Consider the following 22,532-nt stretch of genomic DNA (forward strand, 5'->3'; position numbering starts at 1 on the left):
CTTTCGCTGATTTCACGGTGATTTGGCTGCGGACAAGTTCTGAAGGGAAAAGCTATTCATCGTTGAAGCGGATGCTATTCCTGGCCGGTCGATGGACGGGCCGGGCAACCGTAGTGGCTCACTGAACTGCATATCGAAGTCTGATGCTAGACAGTGACACGTAGGGAGCAACGTCATGAGCAGTTCAACTGTTCCTTCTTCGCCCGGCTGGGACCTTGAGCGTTCACCGTTCCACGAAGGCGAGTTGGCAGTGCAGGAGCGCGTCGGGGTACGTGAAAAGATAGACGCTCAAGGGCGGCGTGCCGTTCGCCGGTACCTGACGGCCCAACAGAGGGAATTCTTCCTCATGCTGCCGTACGTTTTCATGGCATCCGTCGACTCCTCCGGTCGCCCTTGGGCTTCGTTTCTGGTTGGTGAGCCAGGCTTCGTCAATCCCACCGGCGATGTGACGCTTACGGTTCGCGCTCGCGCTCTATACGGTGACCCGCTAAACGACACGCTCGTGCCTGGCGCGGAGATAGCGTTGCTTGGCGTCCAGTTTCATACTCGCCGTCGGAATCGCGTGATAGGCACCGTTGGGGCGTTGCTGCCCGATGGCTTCACAATCGACGTCCGCCAGACCTTGGGTATCTGCCCGCAGTACATTCAGGGGCGCGAGCTCTCGTTCAATCGCGACCCGCTTTTACCGGAGCCGCGACCGGTTCACCGCAATAGCCGGCTCGACGCCTCGGCCTCGGCCATCATTTCTAAAGCCGATACTTATTTTGTGGCCAGCGTCCTTTTGCAAGAAGGGGACCCGGTTGCCACGGGCGCCGATGTGTCGCACCGCGGCGGACGGCCTGGCTTCGTCCGTATCGATGACGACCACACGCTGACAGCACCGGATTTTGTCGGCAACTTTATCTTCAATACGATTGGCAACTGGCAATTCGACAATCATGCGGGGCTGATGTTCATCGACTTTGATAGCGGCGCCATGCTCTACATCGCCGCTCACGCGGAGGTTCTATGGGACGGTCCTGAGTTGCACGCGTTCAACGGCGCACAGCGCCTGTTCCGTTATCACATCGACGAAGTTTGCCGGGTCGAGGCAAGCTTGCCATGCACTTTCACAGCGCCGGACTATTCCCCGCTTCTTGAGCGCACCGGCCACTGGGATATCGTCGCAAAAACGCTGGAAGCGGAACGGCTTCGTACGGTCTGGCGACCGTTCAAGGTTCTGGAGACCATTGACGAGAGTGCGACGATCCGCTCCTTCATTCTGGAGCCGGCAGACGGTAGCGGTCTCGTGGGTTACCAGGCAGGCCAGTATCTGCCCATCCGCCTGCAACCGCCTGGCTGGGCCGAGCCCACGATCCGCACTTACACGCTGTCCGACGCGTCGAACGGTAGGACCTATCGGATTAGCGTAAAACGAGAAGGCAAGGGCGGCTGCTCCGATTTTTTGCACGACCACATTGTTGTTGGCGACACGATAGAGACGCTCGCCCCGCGCGGTGCATTTGTGTTCGATGAGGCAGCAGGAAGACCTCTGGCGCTTATTTCCGCGGGAGTTGGCATTACGCCTTTGATCGCGATGCTCAATAGCCAACTGGTCAACGACGGGCGCACGCTCCTCCACAAGCCAATCTACTGCATCCATTCCGCGACTAACAGCAAGCACCGCGCATTCGCAGCACATCTTGCAAAGAAGGGCGAGCTTCATGCCAACCTCACTCTGCATGTCGCGTTCAGCCGTCCTTCTGAAGATGATGTGCTCGGAAAAACACATCAGAGTGAAGGATATATTGACCGGGCGCTTCTGCGCAGAGTACTTCCTCTTGACGATTACGAGGTTTATCTTTGCGGCCCACCGGGCTTCATGCAAAGCGTTTACGACGCTTTATTATCGCTAGGCGTGCGGGATTCGAGAATCCACCTCGAGAGCTTCGGGCCGGCCTCGGTTTCACGCCGAATCGAACGGACAGTGGAAGTGGACAACAGCGAAGGTGTCGTAGTCACGTTCGCCAAAAGTGGCCGGAACGCAATCTGGAGGCCGAAAGTTGGCAGTCTGCTCGAGTTGGCTGAGGCGAACGGTCTGAAGCCACTTTACGCCTGCCGGTCGGGCAGTTGCGGCACTTGCGTAACGCGAGTCGTTAAAGGTGAAGTCGACTACACCGAGCCTCCGGCACATGACGTGGAACCGGGAGAGGCGCTGATTTGTATTGCACGCCCGCATCCCGGCCCTCATCTCGAGGATGGAACGCAGAATCGTGAAGGTGTCACCTTGGATATCTAAGTGTTTTGGACAACACTTAGGGCGCTTTGCATATTGGCGAGGCGCATGGCATCTCAAGTCAAGCTGTGAACCGGTGCGATTAACGGGTGCGCCACTGCCTGCCGTTCGCTAGCCGTGAGACGACGCTGCCTCAGTCTCTGCCGAGTGTACTGCGGGATCTTTTGCACTCGTTTCGCCATGGCTTCATGAGTATCAGATTACTTGACTCGGTTCATACGATTTGAGATGCAGGATGTCGGCGATTCGACGCATGCAATTTTCAAGGTCGTTACGTGTTCTCGGCGCGCCTAAGCAGAGTCGGACACCATCGGGTGCCTCGGAAACCGAAAAGGCGTCAGTACCCGCGACGGATATACCTGAAAGCTTCAGTTGGGTTATGAACGCGTTGCATGTCCAAGGCACGGGTAATGGCAGCCACAAATGAAAGCCGTAACCATGTCGATTTTCCAGGTCAGCAGCTAGGTGCCGGTGCGCGATAGCTTGGCGTGCTTCACTTTCTGTGCGTATCGCACTGAGCATCTCTTCTGCCAAACCAGATTCAATCCAGTAAGTAGCAACGGCGGCGCTCAACGGCGCGGCCATCGATGCCGTCGCACGTATCACGACGGATGCTCTCTCTGCGGAGCTTTGGTCAGGTACGGCCAGATAGGCGATTCGCAATGCGGGCGACACGCATTTCGCCAGTCCCGATATGTAATGCACCAACTCGGGCGCCAGCGACGCTAGAGCGGGAAGTTCGCGCAAGGCATCGGCAGAATCGTCGGGCGAGTTGACCAGAGGCCAATAGTTGTCATCTTCGATGATGGGGAGTTTGTGACGGCGCGCTACTTCGACTAAAGCGATGCGCCGGTCCAGCGGCATCGTAATCGTGGTGGGATTGTGAACAATGGGAGTGCAATAGAACGCCTTCGGTTTCTCGGATCGGCAAATCGCGTCAAGTGATTCAGGCATCGCTCCGTGCTCGTCCATTTCGACCGCCGACAGACGAACACCCAGTTCCTTCGCAAGCAGGAGGCAGCCTGGATACGTCAACGCCTCTACGCAAATGGTGTCTCCCGCGCTTGCCAACATCATGGAGACGGCAAGGAGTGCGCCTTGTGCGCCGGGGCAAACAAGGACGCGCTCAGGTCCGAGGCCCGGAATACGTTGAGTGAGCCAGTTCGCCCCCACCAGACGGTCTCTCATGGCTCCGCTCGGCACCTGGTAGCGCATGAGCATTTCCATGCCGCGCTCGGCCAGCATTGCAGGCACACCTTCCCAGATGCGCTTCTCAAGCGTGGGGTCGTCGAACGGCGGGGGCTGATTTATCAACATGTCGATGCCGGACACGTTCGTTAGAGTGGCAGACGGACGCTGTATCGCCTTCACATAGGTGCCGCGACCCACGCGAGCCTCGAGCAGACCTCGTCGCTGGGCCTCGGCATAGCCCCTGCTAACGGTTGTGAAGTCGATGCCGAGTAATGCGGCCAGTGAACGTTGCGGGGGTAATCTGTCGCCGACGCGGAGCTCACCCTTATTTATGCTTTCAGCGACGGCATTGGCAATTGCCAGATACGTCGGACCATTCCCGCCTTCGAGAATTGGAGTCCAGCCAGATGTTCGCATCATTTCGCACCTCGCCCGGAGCAATCTGTTTTTATTGTATGCAACATTTCGGACGTCTGCTCCATTTTTGTGCGTCAATGTCTGCATCCAAGTTGTCTGAAGAGAGGGCGCAATCTGGACGAAACGTCAGTGCTTTCCAAGGGGCAGTACATACATTCATCAATTATTGATGCAGCTCTTTACTTCACCAAAGCCAAATACCCATCAGGAAGGCGGAGCAAGCGTCGAAGCCCACAATTTGATGAAGAGAAATGTATGCGCTTAATTGGATGATTGAATGCAGACAAGCCGATTTTTAAAAGAAAATTGTTTGCATTTCACGATGCTTGTTTCTATTGTATGGATATGCGCGATGCAGCAAGCCTGTGGTTCTACGCCGCGCCGTTGCACTGGCGAAGTGATGTCGATCGGGAGCAAATCATGAACTGGCTCATGAGCACGTTGAAGCGCTTCGCCGGCGGGGTGATTTTCTCGATCGCGACTCTGTGGTGTCAGGGCGCTCAGTCAGAAGACGCGGCTGTTGTTCGCATTGGATTTGCTGCCCCATTGACGGGCCCCTCGGCGGCAGATGGAAAAGAAATGAAAAACGCGGCGCGACTGGCTATCGAGGACGCGAATGCGCGGCATCCAAAGATAGGCGAGCGTACTGTCTCATTCGAGCTGGCGCCACTTGATGACCAGGCGGACCCGCGAGTAGCGAGTCAGGTTGCGCAGCGCTTTGTCGATATGTCGGTTGCGGGGGTGGTAGGGCATTTCAATTCCGGGTGCAGCATTGCCGCCTCGAACGTATACGACGATGCCCAGATTGCACAGGTAAGCCCTAGCTCCACGAGCGCTATCTATACGCTTCGAGGGAAGAAGTCGTCGTTCAGAGTCGTTGGGCAGGACGCGGTTGCCGGTGCTGAACTGGGACGCTATCTTGTCGAAGATTTTCAGGCTAGGCGTGTTGCCATCGTTGACGACAGAACTGATTTCGGTGCGGGCCTGGCCGACCGGGTCAGCGATTTCATCGCGCAGCGCCACGTCGCAATTGTTGCCCGAGAGTACGTGACGGATAAGACAGTTGATTTCAGCGCTATCCTGACCCGAATCCGCTCTCAGAACGCTGATTTGGTTGTATTCGGCGGGTTTGATGCGCAAGCCGCCCAGATCGTCAGACGGATGCGAAGTGCGGGCATGAAGGCGACGCTCGCCGGAGAGGGGTTCAACAACGCTATCTTTTTGAATCTCGCCCGCGGGGACGGTGAAGGTACGGTCACTATCCAGCCAGGCTTGCCGTTGAACAGAATGCCAGCAAAGGATTTTGCGTCCCGCTATGAGGCGCGATACAAGGCAAAGCTGGAAGGATTCCAGGCACCCTATGCCTACGATGCTACCTCGGTCATCGTACAGGCCGTACTGGCCGCTCAATCTGCCAGAGCCGTCGATGTACTGCAGGCGGTGCGGAAAACAAACATGGACGGTTTGACAGGACCGATTGCCTTTGACAAAAACGGTGACCTGGCTGCGGCTCCGTACACGATATATCGACTAACAGGTGGTCGTTGGACGGACAAGAAGGTGTCTGTCGCCCATGGCGAGTAGAGCTGTATGGGGCAGAGGTCGCGCTAACACCTTCTTCCCGCCACTTCGTATGGCCGCGTCGGGATCAGCGACACGCGCGCGTCGTCTTCGAGCGGCGCCTGATTGATAGTAGCGAATTGGACGAACACTCGACCAGAACGGATGTCGCCTAGCCGTAAGAGGAATATGAAATGTTAGTACGTGACGTCGATTCAACCGTTGGAACACCGAGACACATTCGCGGAAAAGGCTGGGACAGCAAGCGATTAGTCGTCGCGGCCGACGGGGTGTGTTTCTCCCTCCACGATACGACAGTCGAAGAGGGCACCCAGATGGAATTGCAGTATCGGCACCACGTGGAGGCAAATTATTGCTTCGGTGGAGAAGGCGAGGTTGTAGACCTCGCGAGTGGCGAGAGATTTAAGCTTAGACCAGGCAGCGTATATGTGCTGGATAAACATGACCGTCATCTCGTGCGAGCTGTTAAAGGTGACCTTCGACTTGTTTGCGTATTCACGCCGGCCCTCGCGGGAGAGGAAACTCACACTGCAGATGGGGGATATGAGCCGATTCGAGCCGTTCCCGATTCGCCTGCAGAAGATTGACGCGGTAATGGAATCGCCGCTGCCGCTCGATTCGTAAAGAAACGCTTGTCGCAAAGCCGAATTGCGAATTGACCTTGTAGTCATCGCGGCATGGAGACTTCTAGACGCGAGCCGCAATGACCCTCAGCGTCCCCCACGTGCTCGCATCCCTTGCTCACGTTGGCAGCTAAATCCAATAGATGTAACTGCGGTCTATACGTGCGAATAGCCCTCCGCTTTTGCGCGGATAGTAAGCCGCCCATCAGTTCCGTGTTGAGAGATTTGTCCAGCGTTTCCGATTGGCATCGGTTAGGGTCGGATAGATAAATAGTAGGAGTTGTAATTGAAAGAGGCGCAGTATCATGAATCCCGATATGTTTGCCTGCGAACCAGGGTTTCGAAAATCCGAACACCCTACCAACTCACTCGAAGAAGAGGCGGACTGGCGTAAGTCCGCACACATCCAGTTTTCAGCGTCGCGCATTTCTATCGCATTCTGGCGTGACATTGCGGAACACGAGCGGCAGCTGAGCGCTCCAGTACTTGAAGACTGTTACATTATCGAAGTGCTGCTGCGGAACACAATCGTGGACTGCTTTCGAAATGGGAAACGGATAACAAAGGGCACGGGAGGCTTCGGCGGGACGCAAATCGCCGGCCCCGGCGAAGAAATCCGTTGCAACTTCAAAAGGCCGGTAGAAGCAGTTCACGTATTCGTACCGCGGGCGACTCTCGTTGCAACCTATGAGGAGTTGCAGCAATGTAAGTGTCCTGCGGACTATCACCTTTCGGACCCAGGGTTTGCGCCCGATACGGTGATGGGAAAGCTGGGATGTACCTTGCTCGACGCCACAAGTTTGCGAAGCCCATTTTCTGGTCTTTATTGCGAAAGCCTTGGCATGGCAATCCTTGCTCGAGCGATGGAATTCCAAAACAGATTTCTGGACGACGGTCTTCGCCAAGGCCTCGCACCATGGAGATTGAAGCGCACTATAGAGTACATTGAAGACAATCTCGGTGAACAGATTAGCCTGACAGACCTCGCGCAGCGTGCGGGATTGAGCCGCATGCACTTTGCAGCACAGTTCAAGCTTGCCACGGGACTGAGTCCGCATGCATACCTGACAGAGAAGCGATTGGGCGCTGCTAAATCGCTACTTGCAGAGGGACGTTTGCCAATCGCGCAAATTGCCTATGCGGTAGGATTTCATACGCAGGCGCATTTCACGACGGTGTTCCGTCAGGCGACCGGTTTGACTCCGAAGCGCTGGAGGGAGCAGGCATCGGGGGCAACGCGCTAGCAGCCTGTCTTTCGAAACCCTCGCTTTGAAGCCGCAACGGCGATGGTCCTTAATGTTAGAGGCAACGCAAAAGCTTTCTATACGAGTGCAGATGCCCTTGTAAAAATTCAAGCGTGTCATCCGACCCGTGACGACCTTTACGCAACAAGGCGGGTTCTACTGAGCAATTGTCCCTGTGCGTGGCTCGATGGCTGCCGCGTCACTGGCGAGCAGCCGATACGCTGACAAGCGCGTGTCCAGACGTTTACAAATTGGAATTGCTCGCGCCTACGCTGCAGCCGTATAGTGACGGTCCATCGGCAATGCCGCCGCTTTCTCCAGGCCATGTTTTTTTGAATTGCTCGACTATGACGGGAAGTAATCCACGAACTACGGCAGAGTTTGCGCGATTCGGACATGTTGCGAAAATTCAGGCAATTGAGGCGCTGCACGCCAGATTCGAAAGCCATCGGTTCGCCGCTCACGCACACGACACGTGGTCGATAGGCGCCGTTGTGGCGGGTGCGAAAGATATTTCGGTGAGAAAGGCGAGCCGACGAGTTTTGGCGGCAAACCAGATCTACTGTATGCCTCCGGGCAGTCCGCATGCCGGAAAGGCAGTCGGAGGAATGTGCGAATATGTGATGCTCTACGTTCCCGATGAAGCGTGGCAGCAGCAGTGCGAAGCCTTCGACGTGGATGTGTGCCAACTTATGCGAGAGTTGCCGGGCGACTTGCAACAAGTGCGAATCGCCCGGGCGTTCGTGGACCAGGTTATCACGTCTCCCGAGACGGTAGATGCGTGGTCGGGGGAATGGACGCTTTTCTGCGAGTCATTGCTGCATAAGTATCGTGGCTTGCCTCGGTCGAAAGCTCCGTTGTCGTCGTGCGGCCGCACGAGTGCAGGCCTTCGTCGTGCGCACGAATTTCTGCATGAATTCTGGAATCGAAACGTATCGCTTGAAGACCTCGCACGCGAGTCTTCGATGTCGGCATCGGATGTGTGTCGCCGCTTCGCGATAGCCTACGGTTTGACGCCGCACAGATATCAGTTAATGCTTCGCGTAAGCGAGGGAAAGTCCCGGTTGCTAGCAGGTGCCGATATATCGGCTGTAGCCACGGAGACAGGATTTGCTGACCAAAGCCATTTCGGGCGTCACTTCAAGTCAATCTTTGGTGTGACACCGGGAACCGTTGCCAAGGCTCGCCGATAGGCGCTTGGACGATTTTCTGTGACATCGGTCGACCCATCGAGGCGATTTCCATGGACTCGCGTTTTGGGTTAGAGAGCATTTGTTGTGATGCCGACTTCATGATCTGGCGAAGGCAAGCAAATCCGCATTGACTTTGTCGGACAGCGTTGTACACATGCCGTGAGGCGCCCCTTGGTATACCTTGAGGGTTGCGTTGCTCAGCAGTTTGGAAGAGAGTGCCGCCGAGTCCGAAATGGGCACTATCTGGTCGTCGTCTCCGTGCAGCAGAAGAGTAGGAATCTTGATTCTCTGAAGGTCTTGCGTAAAGTCCGTCTCGGAGAATTGCTTCACGCAGTCATACTGGCCTTTGATTCCACCACGCATCCCTTCGAGCCAGAATTCGTCGATTACCCCTTGCACAGGAGTGGCGCCCTGACGGTTGTAACCATAAAACGGCATCGCGAGGTCTTTATAATATTGCGCACGTTGCAACACACCGGCGCGAATGTTGTCGAAGACATCTATCGACAATCCACCGGGATTGCTTGCACTCTTCAGCATAACCGGCGGAATAGCTCCAATAAGGACGGCTTTGGAAATACGTTTGGTTCCGTGTCGTCCGAGGTAGCGAACGACTTCTCCACCGCCAGTTGAGTGACCAACGAGCATCGCGTCTTTTACATCGAGCATGTCGAGCAAACCGGAGAGGTCGTCGGCATACGTGTTCATGTCGTTGTTATCCCAAGTCTGTGTGGAGCGCCCGTGGGCACGGCGATCGTGGGCGATGACGCGGTAGCCCCGAAGTCCGAGAAAGAGCATTTGCGAGTCCCACGCGTCAGCGTCGAGAGGCCATCCGTGTGAAAAGACGATTGGCGTCCCTTCTCCCCAATCCTTAAAAAAGATACGTGTCCCATCTTTGGTCACATGGAAACTGCTGTTATTGCTCATCAGGGTCTTCTTCCGGGGTGGCGCGCCCTGAGCAGTGACATTCGTCGCCAGTACGGACAAGGGTGCGCCGACTAAGGCGGCAAGGGCGGCGATGGTGCGACGGCGTTTCTGGGAAAGTTGGGCATTTCGCAGGTCGCGCTTCATGGGGCCTCCTGGCTAGATATCGTCATGCAGGAGGCGATGCTCGCGATTAGTGAAAAGCGGAATCGAACTCCACGGCAGCGAGCGGTTGGCATGACGTCGTGCTGTAAAGGACTGACGGATGACCGTTCTTGGTGACTCGATACTGCGCGTGTCAATGCTTCGATGGTTCTCTTTTTGCACGGTCAGGTGTCGGAACGGCACGGAGAAGGCGCTGACCTGGACGCATAACGGCCACGGTGAAGCTACGCGGCACCGGGCGAGAGTTCGGCGAGCATAGACGCAATGCATCGACAGGATGAACCGAAGCCATTTTTATATCTACGCGTAAACCCGTATTATTGGCCGCCTGCATACGCGTGCCTGCCGCCGGCCGTCGCGCTGCGCCGACGCGGCGCCAATCCGCGTTCCCTGGAGGCCATCTTTCGGATGCTGAATCGCAAGTCCAACCCGTCGTCTTCATCGCAACGCTGGTCGAACTGGCTGTATGCCGTCGTCAGCGCGATCTACCGCAAGCGGCCGGTATGGATGGTGTCGTTTTCGACCAGCGAGGCCAGCCTCTCCGAAGGCTTGCGAGCGGCTTGTGCGTCGACGGCCATGCTCGCGCTCGGCAATCTGCTGCACGAACCGACATTTGCGTGGGCGGCGATCGGCGCGTTCTGGACCTGCCTCGCCGATGCGGGCGGCTCCAACCGCGCGCGCTTTGCCTCGATGATGGGCTTCGCGGTGCTGTCCACACTGTGCGGCGGCCTGACCGCTTACGCTTCCGGAGCGGGCGCCGTGTTCGCGGCGCTCGCGGTGCTGGTGTTCACGACAATCGGCGCATTCGGCAGGATCTGGGGCGCGGCCACATCGCAGGTAACGATTCTCGCGGCCACCGCATGCGTCGTGATGGTCGACCGGCCGATGCACAGCGTTCGGCAAGGCATGGCGTTTCTCGGCATCTACCTGGTGGGGTGTCTGTTTGCCGTGGCGCTGAGTTTGACGGTCTGGCGCATTCATCCTTTCGGCACGAGCCGCTCGTCGTTGCGCGCCGTGTATCTGCGTCTTGCCGATATCGCCGTGGACAGCGCGCGGCTGCTCGAACGCCGCGCGGCGCGCGGCGAATGGGCCACGCATGCCGCAAAATTTCGCGCCGACGCCCGCGCCGCGCTGGAGCGCTCGCGCAAAGTGCTCGCGCGTGTGCCGGCATCGAGAACGGGTGGCCGCGAAACCTACGACACGCTGCTCGGCCTGCTGACCGACAGCGAAGCGTTGTTCGCGTATCTGATCGCCGTCTCGGGCGCCTGTGAACGAGTCCCCGACGACGCATGGCGCGCGCAACGCGCGGCGCGGCTGCTGACGGTCATGGGCGACGTACTGCGCGGCATCGGCGCGGCCGCCAACGACGCACAGTGGGCGCGTCTCGCCGATTTGCAGCTGCGTTTGCGGCGTTTTGCTCGGCGCCTCGAAACTGCCTTGATGGAGCCCGTGACACTGAAGTCCGATTTCGAACTGGTCGACTTCACGCCGGTGCACGCAGAGCCCGAAGGCTGGCGCGACAACGCCGCGCGGCTTTTCACTCGCGTCTGGTCCACCTTCAAGGCCAACCTGTCGGTCGAGTCCGTCGGCTTGCGGCACGCGGCGCGCGTCGGCGTGACGACCACCACGGGCTTTCTCGTGATCCGCGCGCTCGGCCTGCCGTTCGGCTACTGGGCCACAATGGCGACGCTGCTGATTTTGCAACCGTCGATCGCCGCGACCTGGCCGCGCAGTATCGAGCGTGCGGCCGGCAGCATCGTAGGCGGCGTGCTGGCGGCGGCGATCGGCTATGCGATCCATTCGCCGCTCGGCATTTCGCTCGCGGTATTTCCGCTGGTGATGGCGACCATGGCGCTGCGGCCAGTGAGCTACAGCCTCTTCGTGTTGTTCCTCACGCCGACCTTCGTGCTGGTCGCCGACTTCGCGACGCCGGGCGCCAGCGAATTCGCCTATGCGCTCACGCGGCTCGGCAACAACGTGCTCGGTTGCGTATTGGCGCTGCTGGCCACGTTCTATCTCTGGCCGACGCGCGAAAAGATCGACTATCGCGCGTACTTGAGCGAGGCGGTGCGCGCCAATCTGGCTTATCTGAAAGCCGCGATGGAATCGCCTCGCCGCAGCGAGAAAGAGATGGAGCGCTTGCGCCGCGCCGCGGGTCTGGGCAGCAATAACGCAGAGGAAGCCATCGGCCGGATGCGCCTCGAAAAACTCGAGGACTCGATGGTCGACACCGTCACGCTCACCGTGCTGAGCCTGTTGCGAAGAATGGCCGGCACCGCGACGCAACTGCGCCTGAGTATGAACCGGCGCGACATGCACGACGAACTCGGCACGTGGATCGCGACCGTGAGCGCGGACATAGACGCCGCGTTGAGCCGCACCTTGCGACCGGTGCGCCTTGGGCTCCCCGCGCGAGAAGGGCTGACTTCACTGGAAGCCGATGCAGTGGGCGAGCTGGCGCTGATGCATCGGCTGCTCAACGAGCGGATGCGTGAGGCGAGGGGATAGCACGCGGCGGTGCGAGGAAGAAGGGCGAACCTGAAGCGTTGTCAGGACGCGCCGGTTTTTTCCTCAGCTTGCTCTTCGTCGACAGCCGGTTCGGGTTCGGGCAATGGCATCACCGATTCGAGCGTGCGCAGTCCCGCTGCAAGCGCCCGCTTCTCGGAAGGCGACAACCGCTTGACCCAATACTCCGCGCGCGAAGCAGTAGACCGATCCGTCAATTCGAACGACGCCAGCACCTGCACCGGCTTGCGCGAACGCGTATAACGCGCGCCTTCGCCACTCACGTGTTTGTCGAAGCGCGCCTGCACATCGACGGCGATGCCGGTATAAACGCTGCCGTCCGAGCATTCAAGAAGATAGAGAAACCAGGCCATGAATGCGGTTCAGCCTTTGAACGGATTGTGTTCGCGCAGTTCATCCACATATGCGTGGATGCTGTTCTTTTCGTTGTCGAGAAAGTGGCCGACCGCATCGGCGAACGCGGGGTGCGCGAGCCAGTGCGCCGAGCGCGTGACCGTGGGCAGAAACCCGCGCGCCATCTTGTGCTCGCCCTGGGCGCCGCCTTCGAACGCGCCGAGCTTTTCCTCGATGCAGAATTCGAGCGGCTGATAGTAGGCCGTTTCGAAGTGCAAACACGGCACGTGTTCCAGTGCGCCCCAATAGCGGCCGTACAGCGTGCCGCCGGTTTTCGCGTCGCGCTGATACACCACCAGCGAACTCGCGATCGGCTTGCCTTCGTATTCGGCGATCACGAGCAGCAGGTTCTCCGGCATCGACGCGCCGATCATGCGGAAGAAATCGAGGTTCAGATACGGACTCGAAAAGTGCTCGCGGTACGTCTGCCGATAGCACTTGCTGAAGAAACGCCAGTCCGCGTCCTGAATGTCCTCGCCGCGAATCCGGCGCATCGTCACGCCGGCCTCGTGCACTTTGCGACGCTCGGCGCGAATGTTCTTGCGCTTCTTCTGTTCGAGCGTGGAGAGGAAATCGTCGAAGTCGCGATAGCCGTCGTTGAGCCAGTGAAACTGCACGCCTTCGCGCTGCATCATGCCCATGTCGGTGAGCGCTGGGGCTTCCGTTTCGGTGGGGAAAAGCACGTGCAGCGACGACACGTCGGCCTGCTCGGCGAACGCCATCAGCGTCGCGGCCAGGTGCCTGAGCGCATGCGTATCCGCCGACAACAACCGGTTGCCCTGCACCGGCGTGAACGGCACCGCGCACAACAACTTCGGGTAATACGGCAAGCCGTTGCGCTTGTAGGCGTCGGCCCATGCCCAGTCGAACACGTACTCGCCGTATGAGTGCCCTTTCAGATACACGGGCGCGGCGGCCACGAGCTTGTCCGTGCGCGGGTCGCTCAACGTGACGAATTGCGGCGCCCAGCCGGTATCCGCAACCGCACAGCGGGTCGCATGCAAGGCGCTCAAAAACTCATGCCGCAGAAACGGCGTCGGCTGAGACTGCTGCGCGAGCAGGGCATTCCACTCGGCGGCGTCTACCTCGGAGGGCGACGCCAGAATGCCCGTGCGATAATCAAAGCGTTCCTGGTTCAATCTGTGTGACTGTTCCCAATGAGCGGCGCGGCGCGCTAGTGGTAATCAGGCGCCACACCGTTCGTTTATCCGATTTGTCCATTCCGTCGAGCTAACCAGCCGCGGTACTCGCAAGCCACGTCGGCTTGCCTGTCGATCCTGCCATGAAGACCCGAATCGCTCTTGCTCAAATCAATGTCACCGTCGGCGACTTCGCCGGCAACGTCGCGAAGATCGTCGCTGCCGCGCGTGCCGCGCACAACGATGGTGCGAAGCTTCTAATCGCGCCTGAACTCGCGCTGTCCGGCTATCCGCCCGAAGATCTGCTGCTGCGTCCCGCGTTCTATGCTGCGAGCGCGGCGGCGCTAACCGACCTCGCCACGCAACTCAAGCCGTTCGCCGGCTTGCATGTGATCGTCGGGCATCCGCTGCGCGACGTCACGCATAACGCGGCGCACGGCCATGGTAATGCAAACGCGCCGATCGAGCGCGGCGTGCCGCCGGTCGATACCTTCAACGCGGCCTCGCTGATCGTCGGCGGAGAAGTACGCGGGACGTATCGCAAGCAGGATTTGCCCAACACCGAGGTGTTCGACGAGAAGCGCTATTTCGCGTCGGACCCGCAGCCGTTCGTGTTCGAACTGGATGGCGTGAAGTACGGCGTGGTGATTTGCGAGGACGCATGGCATGCGTCGGCTGCGCAAATGGCGAAGGCGGCGGGCGCGCAAGTGGTGCTGATTCCGAACGGCTCGCCGTATCACCTGAACAAGGAAGCGGTGCGCTTCGACATTCTGCGCGCGCGGATTCGCGAGACCGGATTGCCGATGGTCTACGTGAACATGGTCGGCGCGCAGGACGAACTGGTGTTCGACGGCGGCTCGTTCGTGCTCGACGCACGGGGCGAGCTGGTCGCGAAGATGGCGCAGTTCGAGGAAGCGACCGCGATCGTCGAATTCGAAGACGGCAAGCCGTTGCCCGCGCCGATCGCGCCGGAGCAGTCGATCGAGGCGCAGGTTTACGCCGCGCTCGTGATGGGCGTGCGCGACTACATCAACAAGAACGGTTTCCCGGGCGCTTTGATCGGCCTGTCGGGCGGCGTGGATTCGGCGCTGGTGCTGGCCGTCGCGTGCGACGCGCTCGGCGCGGATCGCGTGCGCGCGGTGATGATGCCGTCGCGTTACACCGCGGATATTTCCACTACTGATGCCGCCGACATGGCGCGCCGCGTCGGCGTGCGCTACGACGAAATCGCGATCGCGCCAATGTTTGACGCGTTCCGCAGCTCGCTCGCGGAAGAATTTGCCGGCCGCGCCGAAGACGCCACCGAGGAAAACATTCAGGCGCGCATTCGCGGCACCTTGCTGATGGCGCTGTCGAACAAGTTCGGCTCGATCGTGCTGACCACCGGCAACAAGAGCGAAATGGCGGTGGGCTACTGCACGTTGTATGGCGACATGGCCGGCGGCTTCGCGGTCATCAAGGACATTGCGAAAACGCTCGTCTACCGCTTGTGCCACTACCGCAACCAGGCGACCACCTTCGCAAAACAGGACGTCATTCCCGAGCGCATTCTGACGCGCGCGCCCTCGGCGGAACTGCGCGAGAACCAGACCGATCAGGACAGCTTGCCGGAATACGACGTACTCGACGCGATCATGCGCATGTACATGGAAGAGGACCGCTCGCTCGCCGAAATCATCGCGGCGGGCTATGCGGTCGACGACGTCAAACGCGTCACGCGCCTCATCAAGATCAACGAATACAAGCGGCGTCAGGCGCCGATCGGCATTCGCGTCACGCATCGTGCGTTCGGGCGCGACTGGCGTTATCCGATCACGTCGCGCTACACCGAACCGGTGGAGTGAGCGTTAAGCGAACCGCTGCGGACTTACCCGAAGCGCGCGCCGGATTGCCGCAACGCATCCGGCGCGGCGTAGAATAAAAATCATCCATTTCCCTTTCACTCTTCCAGACACGAGACGAGGTTCGCCATGAAGCGCATCACTGCAGTCATCAAACCGTTCAAACTCGACGAAGTGCGCGAGGCGCTCGCTGAAGTCGGCCTCACCGGGCTGACCGTGACCGAGGTCAAAGGCTTTGGCCGGCAAAAAGGCCATACCGAGCTCTATCGTGGTGCAGAGTATGTGGTCGACTTTCTGCCGAAAGTGAAGATCGAGGTAGTGGTGGCGGACAACCAGTGCGACCAGGTGATCGATGCGATCATCGGCGCGGCGCGTACGGGCAAGATCGGCGACGGCAAGATTTTCGTCGCGGACGTCGAGCGCGTGATCCGCATTCGCACCGGCGAAGAAAACGAAGCAGCGGTTTGACGCAGCTGAGTTCGTTTTTGGTAAAGCAGGAATCGAGCGGCGGAAACTTGCCAACGTAGTCAGCTGCACGACATCAGCATGAATGCACCGCACAGGTGCGCTCAGGCAGTGGCAAACCGCGCGCTCAAATAAAAAACGGTGCGATACCCTTTCGGACATCGCACCGATACGCGCCTCTCGCAGCAGCGTGAAAAAGATTCTCTTGAAGAACTCTTGACTACACCCCGAAGGAAATTCCTTCGGGGAACACCGTTTGATTAGAACGAGTGTTGAATACCTGCGTACACGCCAGTTTGGCTGTGACCCGGCAGCGGGTTGTCCGTGCTGGTCGACGTGCCTGCGTTGTTTGCATTCAGGCCGTAGTTAGCCGTCTTGCTGTTTTGCGTCGTTGCGACCTGAATGTCCAGCAGCGTGCGCTTGGACAGGTTGTACGAGCCGCCGACCGTGTAGATCGTCGCGTTGCCTGCGCCATTGTTGCCGTTCACGTGGTAGACCGCTGCAATCAGCGCCGCTGCCGGCGTTGCTTGCCACGTCACACCGCCCCATTCGTGATCCAGAGTCGTCGGCTGGCCCGGCAGAACGTTCTGTGCACCTGCCGAACGGACAGCCTGGTAAGCAGCCTGAATCTTGAACTGGCCGAGGAACACGTTCAACAGAGCCGAGTATTCACGCGATGCCGCGAATACGCCGCTGCCGATGTTGCCCGGGTTGACCGTGCTTGCCGACGGACCGTACAGCACGCCGTTAGCCGGGTTGCGGATTTCGTCGTACAGACCGCGAACCTGGAACAGTGAGTTCGTGTAGGTGACCTGTGCGCCAGCTTCGCGACCTTGAGCGGTCGTGCCGTTGCCGTTCCAGCTCGTTGCGTTCGACAGCGCGTATTGACCGTAGAAGTCAAAGCCTGCGATCTTCGGCGACTGGTACGCGAAGTTGTTGCTCGATTGCGGCCAGTTGCGGCCACGCACCAGCGATGCCGACGACCAGTTCGATTGACCGAACGGGTCGAAGTCCCACACGCCGTTCGAGATGTAGAGCATGCGGCCCATCGTGAACGTACCGTATGCGTCGTTCGACAGGCCGACAGTTGCCCAACGATTGAAGAGACCGCCGCCGCCAGGGCCTGCACCCGTCATGGTGTTGAAGGAGCCTTCCAACTGGAACAGGACCTTGTTGCCGCCACCGATGTCCTCAACGCCCTTCAAGCCCCACAGGCTGGTACCCCAGTCGCCGCTTTCCGCGCGCCAACGGTTCGTGCTGCCCGTTGCCGAGCCAGCTGCGTTCGAGCCTTGCGGAACGCCCGTCATGTATTCGATACCGGCGTCAAGGCGGCCGTACAGCGTCACGCTGCTTTGGGCGTGCGCAACAACACCGGCTGTCATCAGCGCAGCGGCGAGCAAAGCTTTCTTCATCTTCTCCTCCATACCCTGTCAAAAAGTGAAACCCAGTACTGCGAATGGTGCTCGGCCGCGATTTGCGCCGAACAGAAATCGGTACCAGGGAGATTAGCGGGTGGATTGGGTCTCCTGCCGTGACGTGTAGCCTTGGGGCTATCTGGTCGTCATGCCGATCCCTCGCCGACCGGTTCTCCTCTGTGCTTTGAAGTGAAACTACTTTTAATGAACTTTGTTTTGCTACTTTGGTTACTAATTTATCAAAAATACCCTGAACTGGGAGAAGAAATTAGTACCTGCCTTGATCGATGTCTCCAAATTGCAATAACAATGTGCGCAACGACCCGTTACAACCGCTTCGAAAAACGCGGAAACCCTTATGCGACAAGGGAATCACGGATCGGCGCGGGTAACGTTAAGGATTGCCACTATTGACGCTTCAAATGCGGCAGAGTAGGGCGGATTGGCGGGGGCGGGAGGCTTGTGGGGCGCGGTTTTCGCGGCGGAAATCGACGGAATGCACAGGTGAGCGAAACAAAAAAGGCGCTGGTAAGCGCCTTGTAATACTACTTTGACTACAACCCAAATAGCGGGCTGTGCTTCGGCCGCTACTTGAGGCTGCCGGAGAGGAACTGCTTGAGCCGGTCGCTCTTCGTGTTCCTGAAGACTTCGTCGGGGTGGCCTTCTTCTTCCACGCGGCCTTGATGCAGGAACATCACGTGGTTCGACACGTTGCGCGCGAAAGCCATTTCATGCGTGACCACGATCATCGTGCGGCCTTCTTCGGCGAGCGTCTGCATGACCTTGAGCACTTCGCCGACCAGCTCGGGGTCGAGCGCGGAGGTCGGTTCGTCGAACAGCATCACATCGGGATGCATGGCGAGCGCGCGTGCGATCGCCACGCGCTGCTGCTGGCCGCCCGACAGATGCGACGGATACTGTTTCTCCAGGCGCGGCGCGAGCCCAACCTTTTCCAGATATTCACGCGCGCGGTCTTCGGCTTCCTTGCGCTTCAGACCCAGCACGTTGACCGGCGCCTCGATGATGTTCTCGAGCACGTTCATGTGCGACCACAGGTTGAAGTGCTGGAACACCATCGACAGCCTGGTGCGCACACGCTGCAACTGCTTCGGGTCCGACACGCGCAGCGCGCCGTTCTTGCCGATCTGCGTGCGCACTTCTTCACCGTCGACGAAGATGCGCCCCGAGTTCGGCTGCTCGAGAAAGTTGATGCAGCGAAGCATCGTGCTCTTGCCCGAACCGGACGAGCCGATCACGCTGATCACGTCGCCGGCGTTCGCTTTGAGCGACACGCCCTTGAGCACTTCGTTGTCGCCGTACTGTTTATGAAGCTCGTCGACGAAGAGCTTCTGCTTCTTGTTGTTCATCAGGATCCTTGGGCGTGCTTACTTGCTGAGGGCGCGGTGCCTCGGGTTACTTGCCTTGCGGCCGCAGGTAAGCGAGCCAGCGGCGCTCGGCGCGGCGGAACAGCCACACGAGCGCGAAAGAAATGCACAGATAGAGCAGGGCGGCGATGCCGAACGCGTTGAACGACTGATACGTCGCGGAGTTCACGTCGCGCGCGATCTTGAGGATGTCCGGCACGGTCGCGGTGAACGCGACGGTGGTGGCGTGCAGCATCAGGATCACTTCATTGCTGTAGTAGGGCAATGCGCGGCGCAGGGCCGACGGCAGAATCACGCGCCGGTACAGCGTAAACGACGACATGCCGTACGCGCGCGCGGCTTCGATCTCGCCGTACGGCGTCGCCTTGATCGCGCCGGCGAAAATCTCGGTGGTGTACGCGCAGGTGTTCAGCGTGAAAGCGAGCAGCGTGCAATGCATGCCGTCGCGGAAGAACGCATTGGTGAGTTCGTGATTGCGAATGATCTCGAGGCTGTACAAGCCGGTATAGCAAAGCAGTAGTTGCACATACAACGGCGTGCCGCGGAACACATACGTATACAGCCACACCAGCCTGGAGAGCCACTTCTTCTTCGACACGCGCGCCACTGCAAGCGGAATCGACAGGCAGAAGCCGAGCCCGATCGACACCACCAGCAGCCACAGCGTGATCACGACACCGGTGAGGCGGTAGCCGTCGGTATAGAGATAATTGCGCCAGTATTCCTGAATGATCTCGATCATAGATCCGCCTTTCGTACGCCGGTCGAGTAACGCTTTTCGAGGTACATCAGCACGAAGTTGGACACTGTGGTGATGACGAGATAGATCGCCCCCGCGAACAGGGTGAAGAAGAAGAACCGCAACGTGCCCTTGCCCGCGTCCTGCGAAGCTTTGACCACGTCGGCGAGACCGATGATCGACACCAGCGCGGTGGCCTTCACCATCACCTGCCAGTTGTTGCCGATGCCGGGCAGCGCGAAGCGCATCATCTGCGGGAACATCACGCGGGTGAACACCTGCCAGCCGGTCATGCCGTAAGCGGCGCCGGCTTCGAGCTGGCCGCGCGGCACCGCGAGAAACGCGCCGCGGAAGGTCTCGGTGAAGTACGCGCCGTAGATGAAGCCGAGCACCGCGACGCCGGCCACGAAGGGATCGATGTCGATCTGGTCCCAGCCGAGCAAGTCGGTCAGGTTATTCAGCCAGATCTGGATGCTGTAGAACAGCAGCAGCATCAGCACCAGGTCGGGCACGCCGCGCACGAGCGTGGTGTAGACGGTGCCGACGCCGTAGGAGAAACGGTTTTTCGACAGTTTCGCCGCCGCGCCGAGCAGGCCCAGCACGAAAGCGAACGCCAGCGACAACACCGCCAGTTTGACGGTTTGCCAGGTGCCGTTGAGGAGCAGCGGGCCGTAGCCTTGAAGGAACATAGGGGGTCCTTGACGATGTGTTTGCGACACACCGCGAAAGACGCGGCCAACTCTGCGCCGCGTTTGCCGCGAGCCTGGGCTCGCTGTGACCTGCGGCGCACAGCGCACCGCTGTGCAAATCATGACTGCATGGCCGTTGCCGGTCTTGCAGCGCGCTTTTCGACTCTTGTTGTGAAACTGCGGGTGAATCTACTGCCGACTGTATTACGAAGCCTCGCGAAAGCCCATGCGGGCGAGCCCCGAGTTTCGTGGGTGCTGCGTGCGTTTTCTCGATTCAGGGTCTGGACTCGATTGGCCGTCGCTATTCTAGGCGGTCAAAATTGTCGCGCCGCCCAGGGTTTCGGCTTCGGAGCGGCACGCGTCCATTCACTGCATCGAGGCAGTCCGGCGTGGGTCTGAAACCGGCGGCCATCCCATCGCGGCCCGTCATGCCGGACCCGCCGGTGCGCCTTCGGCGCCCACGCGATCTCGAAAAGGGCGGTATTTTACCCGAACACGGATGAGGCGCCAGTCCGGGACGCCGGCGGCGGCAAACTGGCGTGCATGGGCGTTGTGCGAGCGCGACGTCGCCGCGTTTTCTCACCACGCCCGATTGCGCGGATTTATGAAACGATCCGGTGCACCCGCGCGGATTGTTTAGTGCAGGCCGTGCCCATACATTCTCGGCATCGCTATTTACTGACCAGGAGTCCTTCCATGTTCGAGATTCGCCGCTCCGAAGAACGCGGTCACGCCAACCACGGCTGGCTCGACTCGTATCACAGCTTCTCGTTTGCCGACTATCGCGATCCCCAGCACGTGCATTTCGGCCCGCTGCGGGTCATCAACGAAGACCGTATCGCCGGCGGCGAGGGCTTCGGCACGCACGGCCATCGCGACATGGAAATCGTCACGTATGTGCTCGAGGGCGCGCTGGCTCACCGCGACAGCATGGGCAACGGCTCGACGATCCGGCCCGGCGACGTGCAGCGCATGAGCGCCGGCACGGGTGTGCAGCACAGCGAGTTCAACGCGTCGCAGGACGAGTCCGCCCATCTGTTGCAGATCTGGGTGATTCCGCAACGCGCGGGCGACCAGCCGAGCTACGAGGAAAAACGCTTCGATGCCGCCGACAAGCGCGGCCGCCTGCGTGTGGTCGCTTCGCCCGACGGCCGCGACGGTTCGGTGACGATCCATGCGGATGCATCGATTTACGCGGCGCTGATCGACGGCGAAGAAACGGCGACGTTCGCGCAGCCTAAAGGGCGTCTGACGTATGTGCATGTGGCACGCGGCGCGCTGACGGTGAACGGCGAAGCGCTCCGTGCAGGCGACGCCGCCAAGCTCAGCGACACGGATACCGTGACGCTTGAGAAGGGCGAGAATGCCGAAGTGCTGCTGTTCGATCTGGGGCAGCTCAACGGCTAAGCCGTCGTCGCTTGGTCGCGCTTTCACTAAAGGAATAGTTGAAGCCGCAACGAGCACGCCTCACGAATGCATCACGGCGGTCCGCGCGCGGCGCGTCGCACCGTAGAAAAAAACGCCACGCAGGGCAAGCCTGCGTGGCGTTTTCGCATTCAGCAGCACAGACGGCCGCGCGAGCCGTCTGTGCATCTACAGCGAGCCGCTTACTGATTGGCCGCCGGTGCCGATGCCGCGCCCTTGCGATGCTCCCAGTGCTCACGCATCTTTTCGTGACGCGATTCCATCTTCGCAAAGCGCTGCTTGAGCGCCGTGCTGACGGTGGTCTTTTGCTGGTCGTTCAGGCCGTTGTAGAACTTGAGCCACGCATCCGAGGTTTGCTGACGCAATTGTGCGTCTTTCTGTTCGACCTGCTGGTGCGCGGAGGCCATGGCGTTCAGATCCAGGATCGGCTGCTGCTGCGCGGCCTTGAACTGGTTCTTGATCTGCTCATGATTGGCGCGCATGGCTTCGTGGTTCTGCTTCATGGTGTCGAGCGCGGCTTGCCACTGCTTTTCCTGATCCGCGTTCAGCTTCAGCTGATCGTGGAGTTGCGTCAGTTCCTTCATGAAGTGGCCGTGCCAGCCGCCAGGGCCGCCATGGTCGGCATTGGGTTGTGCGGCATAGGCAGCGCCCGCGCCGACGGCGAGAGCAGTGGCGGCAACGGCGAGAACGCGCGAGATCTTTTTGGTAGACATGTGAGACTCCCTGTAATGGAATAGCCGACGATGCAACCGGTTAAAGTGAACGGCCTGCATTCGGTAAGACACAGCGTAGAGAACTGCGCAGATCGCTGTGTTACGTGGCAGGATGCGGCTATTACGGGGGATTACGCACACCTTTCACCGTAACACCCGGTAACCCTTGGGGCCGGTTTGAAATCGAAA

General features: G+C 59.4%; 18 protein-coding genes. 9 read left to right on the forward strand and 9 right to left on the reverse strand.

What is annotated here, in order from left to right; all coding sequences use genetic code 11:
- Positions 1–175 precede the first annotated feature (175 nt).
- Positions 176–2,278: a 2Fe-2S iron-sulfur cluster-binding protein gene (locus BPHYT_RS05425; protein WP_012432149.1), complete on the forward strand. Its 2,103-nt coding sequence runs from the start codon at positions 176–178 to the stop codon at positions 2,276–2,278.
- 192 nt (positions 2,279–2,470) lie between these two features.
- Here the strand turns inward: BPHYT_RS05425 and BPHYT_RS05430 are convergent, their stop codons facing one another.
- Positions 2,471–3,886, reverse strand: coding sequence for an aminotransferase-like domain-containing protein (locus BPHYT_RS05430; RefSeq protein WP_012432150.1), 1,416 nt, complete (start codon positions 3,884–3,886; stop codon positions 2,471–2,473).
- A gap of 270 nt (positions 3,887–4,156) precedes the next feature.
- On the opposite strand from BPHYT_RS05430, the gene BPHYT_RS05435 reads away from it, so the two are divergent.
- From BPHYT_RS05435 to BPHYT_RS05455, 4 genes are all read left to right on the forward strand, one after another.
- Positions 4,157–5,467, forward strand: coding sequence for a branched-chain amino acid ABC transporter substrate-binding protein (locus BPHYT_RS05435; RefSeq protein ID WP_238535629.1), 1,311 nt, complete (start codon positions 4,157–4,159; stop codon positions 5,465–5,467).
- A 170-nt stretch (positions 5,468–5,637) separates the two neighbouring features.
- Positions 5,638–6,051, forward strand: a complete 414-nt coding sequence (locus tag BPHYT_RS37115) for an ectoine synthase (RefSeq protein ID WP_012432152.1) — start codon at positions 5,638–5,640, stop codon at positions 6,049–6,051.
- A 341-nt stretch (positions 6,052–6,392) separates the two neighbouring features.
- Entirely contained in the window at positions 6,393–7,331 is a 939-nt protein-coding gene (locus BPHYT_RS39055) for a helix-turn-helix domain-containing protein (protein WP_012432153.1), read from the forward strand.
- Positions 7,332–7,633: 302 nt separating this feature from the next.
- The gene (locus BPHYT_RS05455) at positions 7,634–8,524 is read left to right on the forward strand and encodes an AraC family transcriptional regulator (RefSeq protein WP_012432154.1); all 891 of its coding nucleotides are present in this window, start codon (positions 7,634–7,636) and stop codon (positions 8,522–8,524) included.
- A gap of 96 nt (positions 8,525–8,620) precedes the next feature.
- On the opposite strand, the gene BPHYT_RS05460 is transcribed toward BPHYT_RS05455, so the two are convergent.
- A complete protein-coding gene (locus tag BPHYT_RS05460) occupies positions 8,621–9,451 on the reverse strand; it encodes an alpha/beta fold hydrolase (protein ID WP_041758785.1) in 831 nt (276 codons plus the stop codon).
- Between the two features lie 570 nt (positions 9,452–10,021).
- Between BPHYT_RS05460 and BPHYT_RS05465 the strand changes: the two genes are divergently transcribed.
- Complete coding sequence (locus BPHYT_RS05465) at positions 10,022–12,121, forward strand: FUSC family protein (protein ID WP_012432156.1); 2,100 nt, start codon at positions 10,022–10,024, stop codon at positions 12,119–12,121.
- A 41-nt stretch (positions 12,122–12,162) separates the two neighbouring features.
- Here the strand turns inward: BPHYT_RS05465 and BPHYT_RS05470 are convergent, their stop codons facing one another.
- The gene (locus BPHYT_RS05470; protein WP_012432157.1) at positions 12,163–12,492 is read right to left on the reverse strand and encodes a GIY-YIG nuclease family protein; all 330 of its coding nucleotides are present in this window, start codon (positions 12,490–12,492) and stop codon (positions 12,163–12,165) included.
- A 9-nt stretch (positions 12,493–12,501) separates the two neighbouring features.
- Positions 12,502–13,671, reverse strand: a complete 1,170-nt coding sequence (locus BPHYT_RS05475; protein WP_012432158.1) for a GNAT family N-acetyltransferase — start codon at positions 13,669–13,671, stop codon at positions 12,502–12,504.
- A gap of 143 nt (positions 13,672–13,814) precedes the next feature.
- Here BPHYT_RS05475 and BPHYT_RS05480 point away from each other — a divergent pair, with 143 nt between their 5' ends.
- Both BPHYT_RS05480 and glnK read left to right on the forward strand, forming a co-directional pair.
- A complete protein-coding gene (locus BPHYT_RS05480) occupies positions 13,815–15,515 on the forward strand; it encodes an NAD+ synthase (protein ID WP_012432159.1) in 1,701 nt (566 codons plus the stop codon).
- A gap of 126 nt (positions 15,516–15,641) precedes the next feature.
- Positions 15,642–15,980: a P-II family nitrogen regulator gene (gene glnK / locus BPHYT_RS05485; protein WP_006048444.1), complete on the forward strand. Its 339-nt coding sequence runs from the start codon at positions 15,642–15,644 to the stop codon at positions 15,978–15,980.
- A gap of 257 nt (positions 15,981–16,237) precedes the next feature.
- On the opposite strand, the gene BPHYT_RS05490 is transcribed toward glnK, so the two are convergent.
- From BPHYT_RS05490 to BPHYT_RS05505, 4 genes are all read right to left on the reverse strand, one after another.
- Positions 16,238–17,389 (reverse strand): porin, encoded by a 1,152-nt coding sequence (locus BPHYT_RS05490; RefSeq protein ID WP_012432160.1) that lies wholly within the window; start codon positions 17,387–17,389, stop codon positions 16,238–16,240.
- A gap of 590 nt (positions 17,390–17,979) precedes the next feature.
- On the reverse strand, positions 17,980–18,759 hold the full coding sequence (locus BPHYT_RS05495) for an ABC transporter ATP-binding protein (RefSeq protein WP_012432161.1): 780 nt from the start codon (positions 18,757–18,759) through the stop codon (positions 17,980–17,982).
- Positions 18,760–18,805: 46 nt separating this feature from the next.
- Complete coding sequence (locus tag BPHYT_RS05500; protein WP_012432162.1) at positions 18,806–19,519, reverse strand: ABC transporter permease; 714 nt, start codon at positions 19,517–19,519, stop codon at positions 18,806–18,808.
- Positions 19,516–20,205: an ABC transporter permease gene (locus tag BPHYT_RS05505; RefSeq protein ID WP_012432163.1), complete on the reverse strand. Its 690-nt coding sequence runs from the start codon at positions 20,203–20,205 to the stop codon at positions 19,516–19,518. The genes BPHYT_RS05500 and BPHYT_RS05505 overlap by 4 nt, the downstream gene beginning before the upstream one ends.
- A gap of 696 nt (positions 20,206–20,901) precedes the next feature.
- Between BPHYT_RS05505 and BPHYT_RS05510 the strand changes: the two genes are divergently transcribed.
- Positions 20,902–21,612, forward strand: coding sequence for a pirin family protein (locus BPHYT_RS05510; RefSeq protein ID WP_012432164.1), 711 nt, complete (start codon positions 20,902–20,904; stop codon positions 21,610–21,612).
- A gap of 200 nt (positions 21,613–21,812) precedes the next feature.
- On the opposite strand, the gene BPHYT_RS05515 is transcribed toward BPHYT_RS05510, so the two are convergent.
- On the reverse strand, positions 21,813–22,343 hold the full coding sequence (locus BPHYT_RS05515) for a periplasmic heavy metal sensor (RefSeq protein ID WP_012432165.1): 531 nt from the start codon (positions 22,341–22,343) through the stop codon (positions 21,813–21,815).
- Positions 22,344–22,532: the final 189 nt, after the last annotated feature.

It is taken from the genome of Paraburkholderia phytofirmans PsJN (assembly GCF_000020125.1).
In the GTDB taxonomy this organism is placed as follows: Bacteria; Pseudomonadota; Gammaproteobacteria; order Burkholderiales; family Burkholderiaceae; genus Paraburkholderia; species Paraburkholderia phytofirmans.

Excerpts from the sequence above, each read along its gene's own strand:
- BPHYT_RS05515 (WP_012432165.1), bottom strand. The coding sequence starts at position 22,343 with ATGTCTACCAAAAAGATCTCGCGCGTTCTCGCCGTTGCCGCCACTGCT.
- BPHYT_RS05465 (WP_012432156.1), top strand. The coding sequence starts at position 10,022 with ATGCTGAATCGCAAGTCCAACCCGTCGTCTTCATCGCAACGCTGGTCG.
- BPHYT_RS05510 (WP_012432164.1), top strand. The coding sequence starts at position 20,902 with ATGTTCGAGATTCGCCGCTCCGAAGAACGCGGTCACGCCAACCACGGC.
- BPHYT_RS05495 (WP_012432161.1), bottom strand. The coding sequence starts at position 18,759 with ATGAACAACAAGAAGCAGAAGCTCTTCGTCGACGAGCTTCATAAACAG.
- BPHYT_RS05500 (WP_012432162.1), bottom strand. The coding sequence starts at position 19,519 with ATGATCGAGATCATTCAGGAATACTGGCGCAATTATCTCTATACCGAC.
- BPHYT_RS05480 (WP_012432159.1), top strand. The coding sequence starts at position 13,815 with ATGAAGACCCGAATCGCTCTTGCTCAAATCAATGTCACCGTCGGCGAC.
- glnK (WP_006048444.1), top strand. The coding sequence starts at position 15,642 with ATGAAGCGCATCACTGCAGTCATCAAACCGTTCAAACTCGACGAAGTG.
- BPHYT_RS05430 (WP_012432150.1), bottom strand. The coding sequence starts at position 3,886 with ATGATGCGAACATCTGGCTGGACTCCAATTCTCGAAGGCGGGAATGGT.
- BPHYT_RS05455 (WP_012432154.1), top strand. The coding sequence starts at position 7,634 with ATGCCGCCGCTTTCTCCAGGCCATGTTTTTTTGAATTGCTCGACTATG.
- BPHYT_RS05425 (WP_012432149.1), top strand. The coding sequence starts at position 176 with ATGAGCAGTTCAACTGTTCCTTCTTCGCCCGGCTGGGACCTTGAGCGT.
- BPHYT_RS37115 (WP_012432152.1), top strand. The coding sequence starts at position 5,638 with ATGTTAGTACGTGACGTCGATTCAACCGTTGGAACACCGAGACACATT.
- BPHYT_RS05490 (WP_012432160.1), bottom strand. The coding sequence starts at position 17,389 with ATGAAGAAAGCTTTGCTCGCCGCTGCGCTGATGACAGCCGGTGTTGTT.
- BPHYT_RS05505 (WP_012432163.1), bottom strand. The coding sequence starts at position 20,205 with ATGTTCCTTCAAGGCTACGGCCCGCTGCTCCTCAACGGCACCTGGCAA.
- BPHYT_RS39055 (WP_012432153.1), top strand. The coding sequence starts at position 6,393 with ATGAATCCCGATATGTTTGCCTGCGAACCAGGGTTTCGAAAATCCGAA.
- BPHYT_RS05470 (WP_012432157.1), bottom strand. The coding sequence starts at position 12,492 with ATGGCCTGGTTTCTCTATCTTCTTGAATGCTCGGACGGCAGCGTTTAT.
- BPHYT_RS05460 (WP_041758785.1), bottom strand. The coding sequence starts at position 9,451 with ATGAGCAATAACAGCAGTTTCCATGTGACCAAAGATGGGACACGTATC.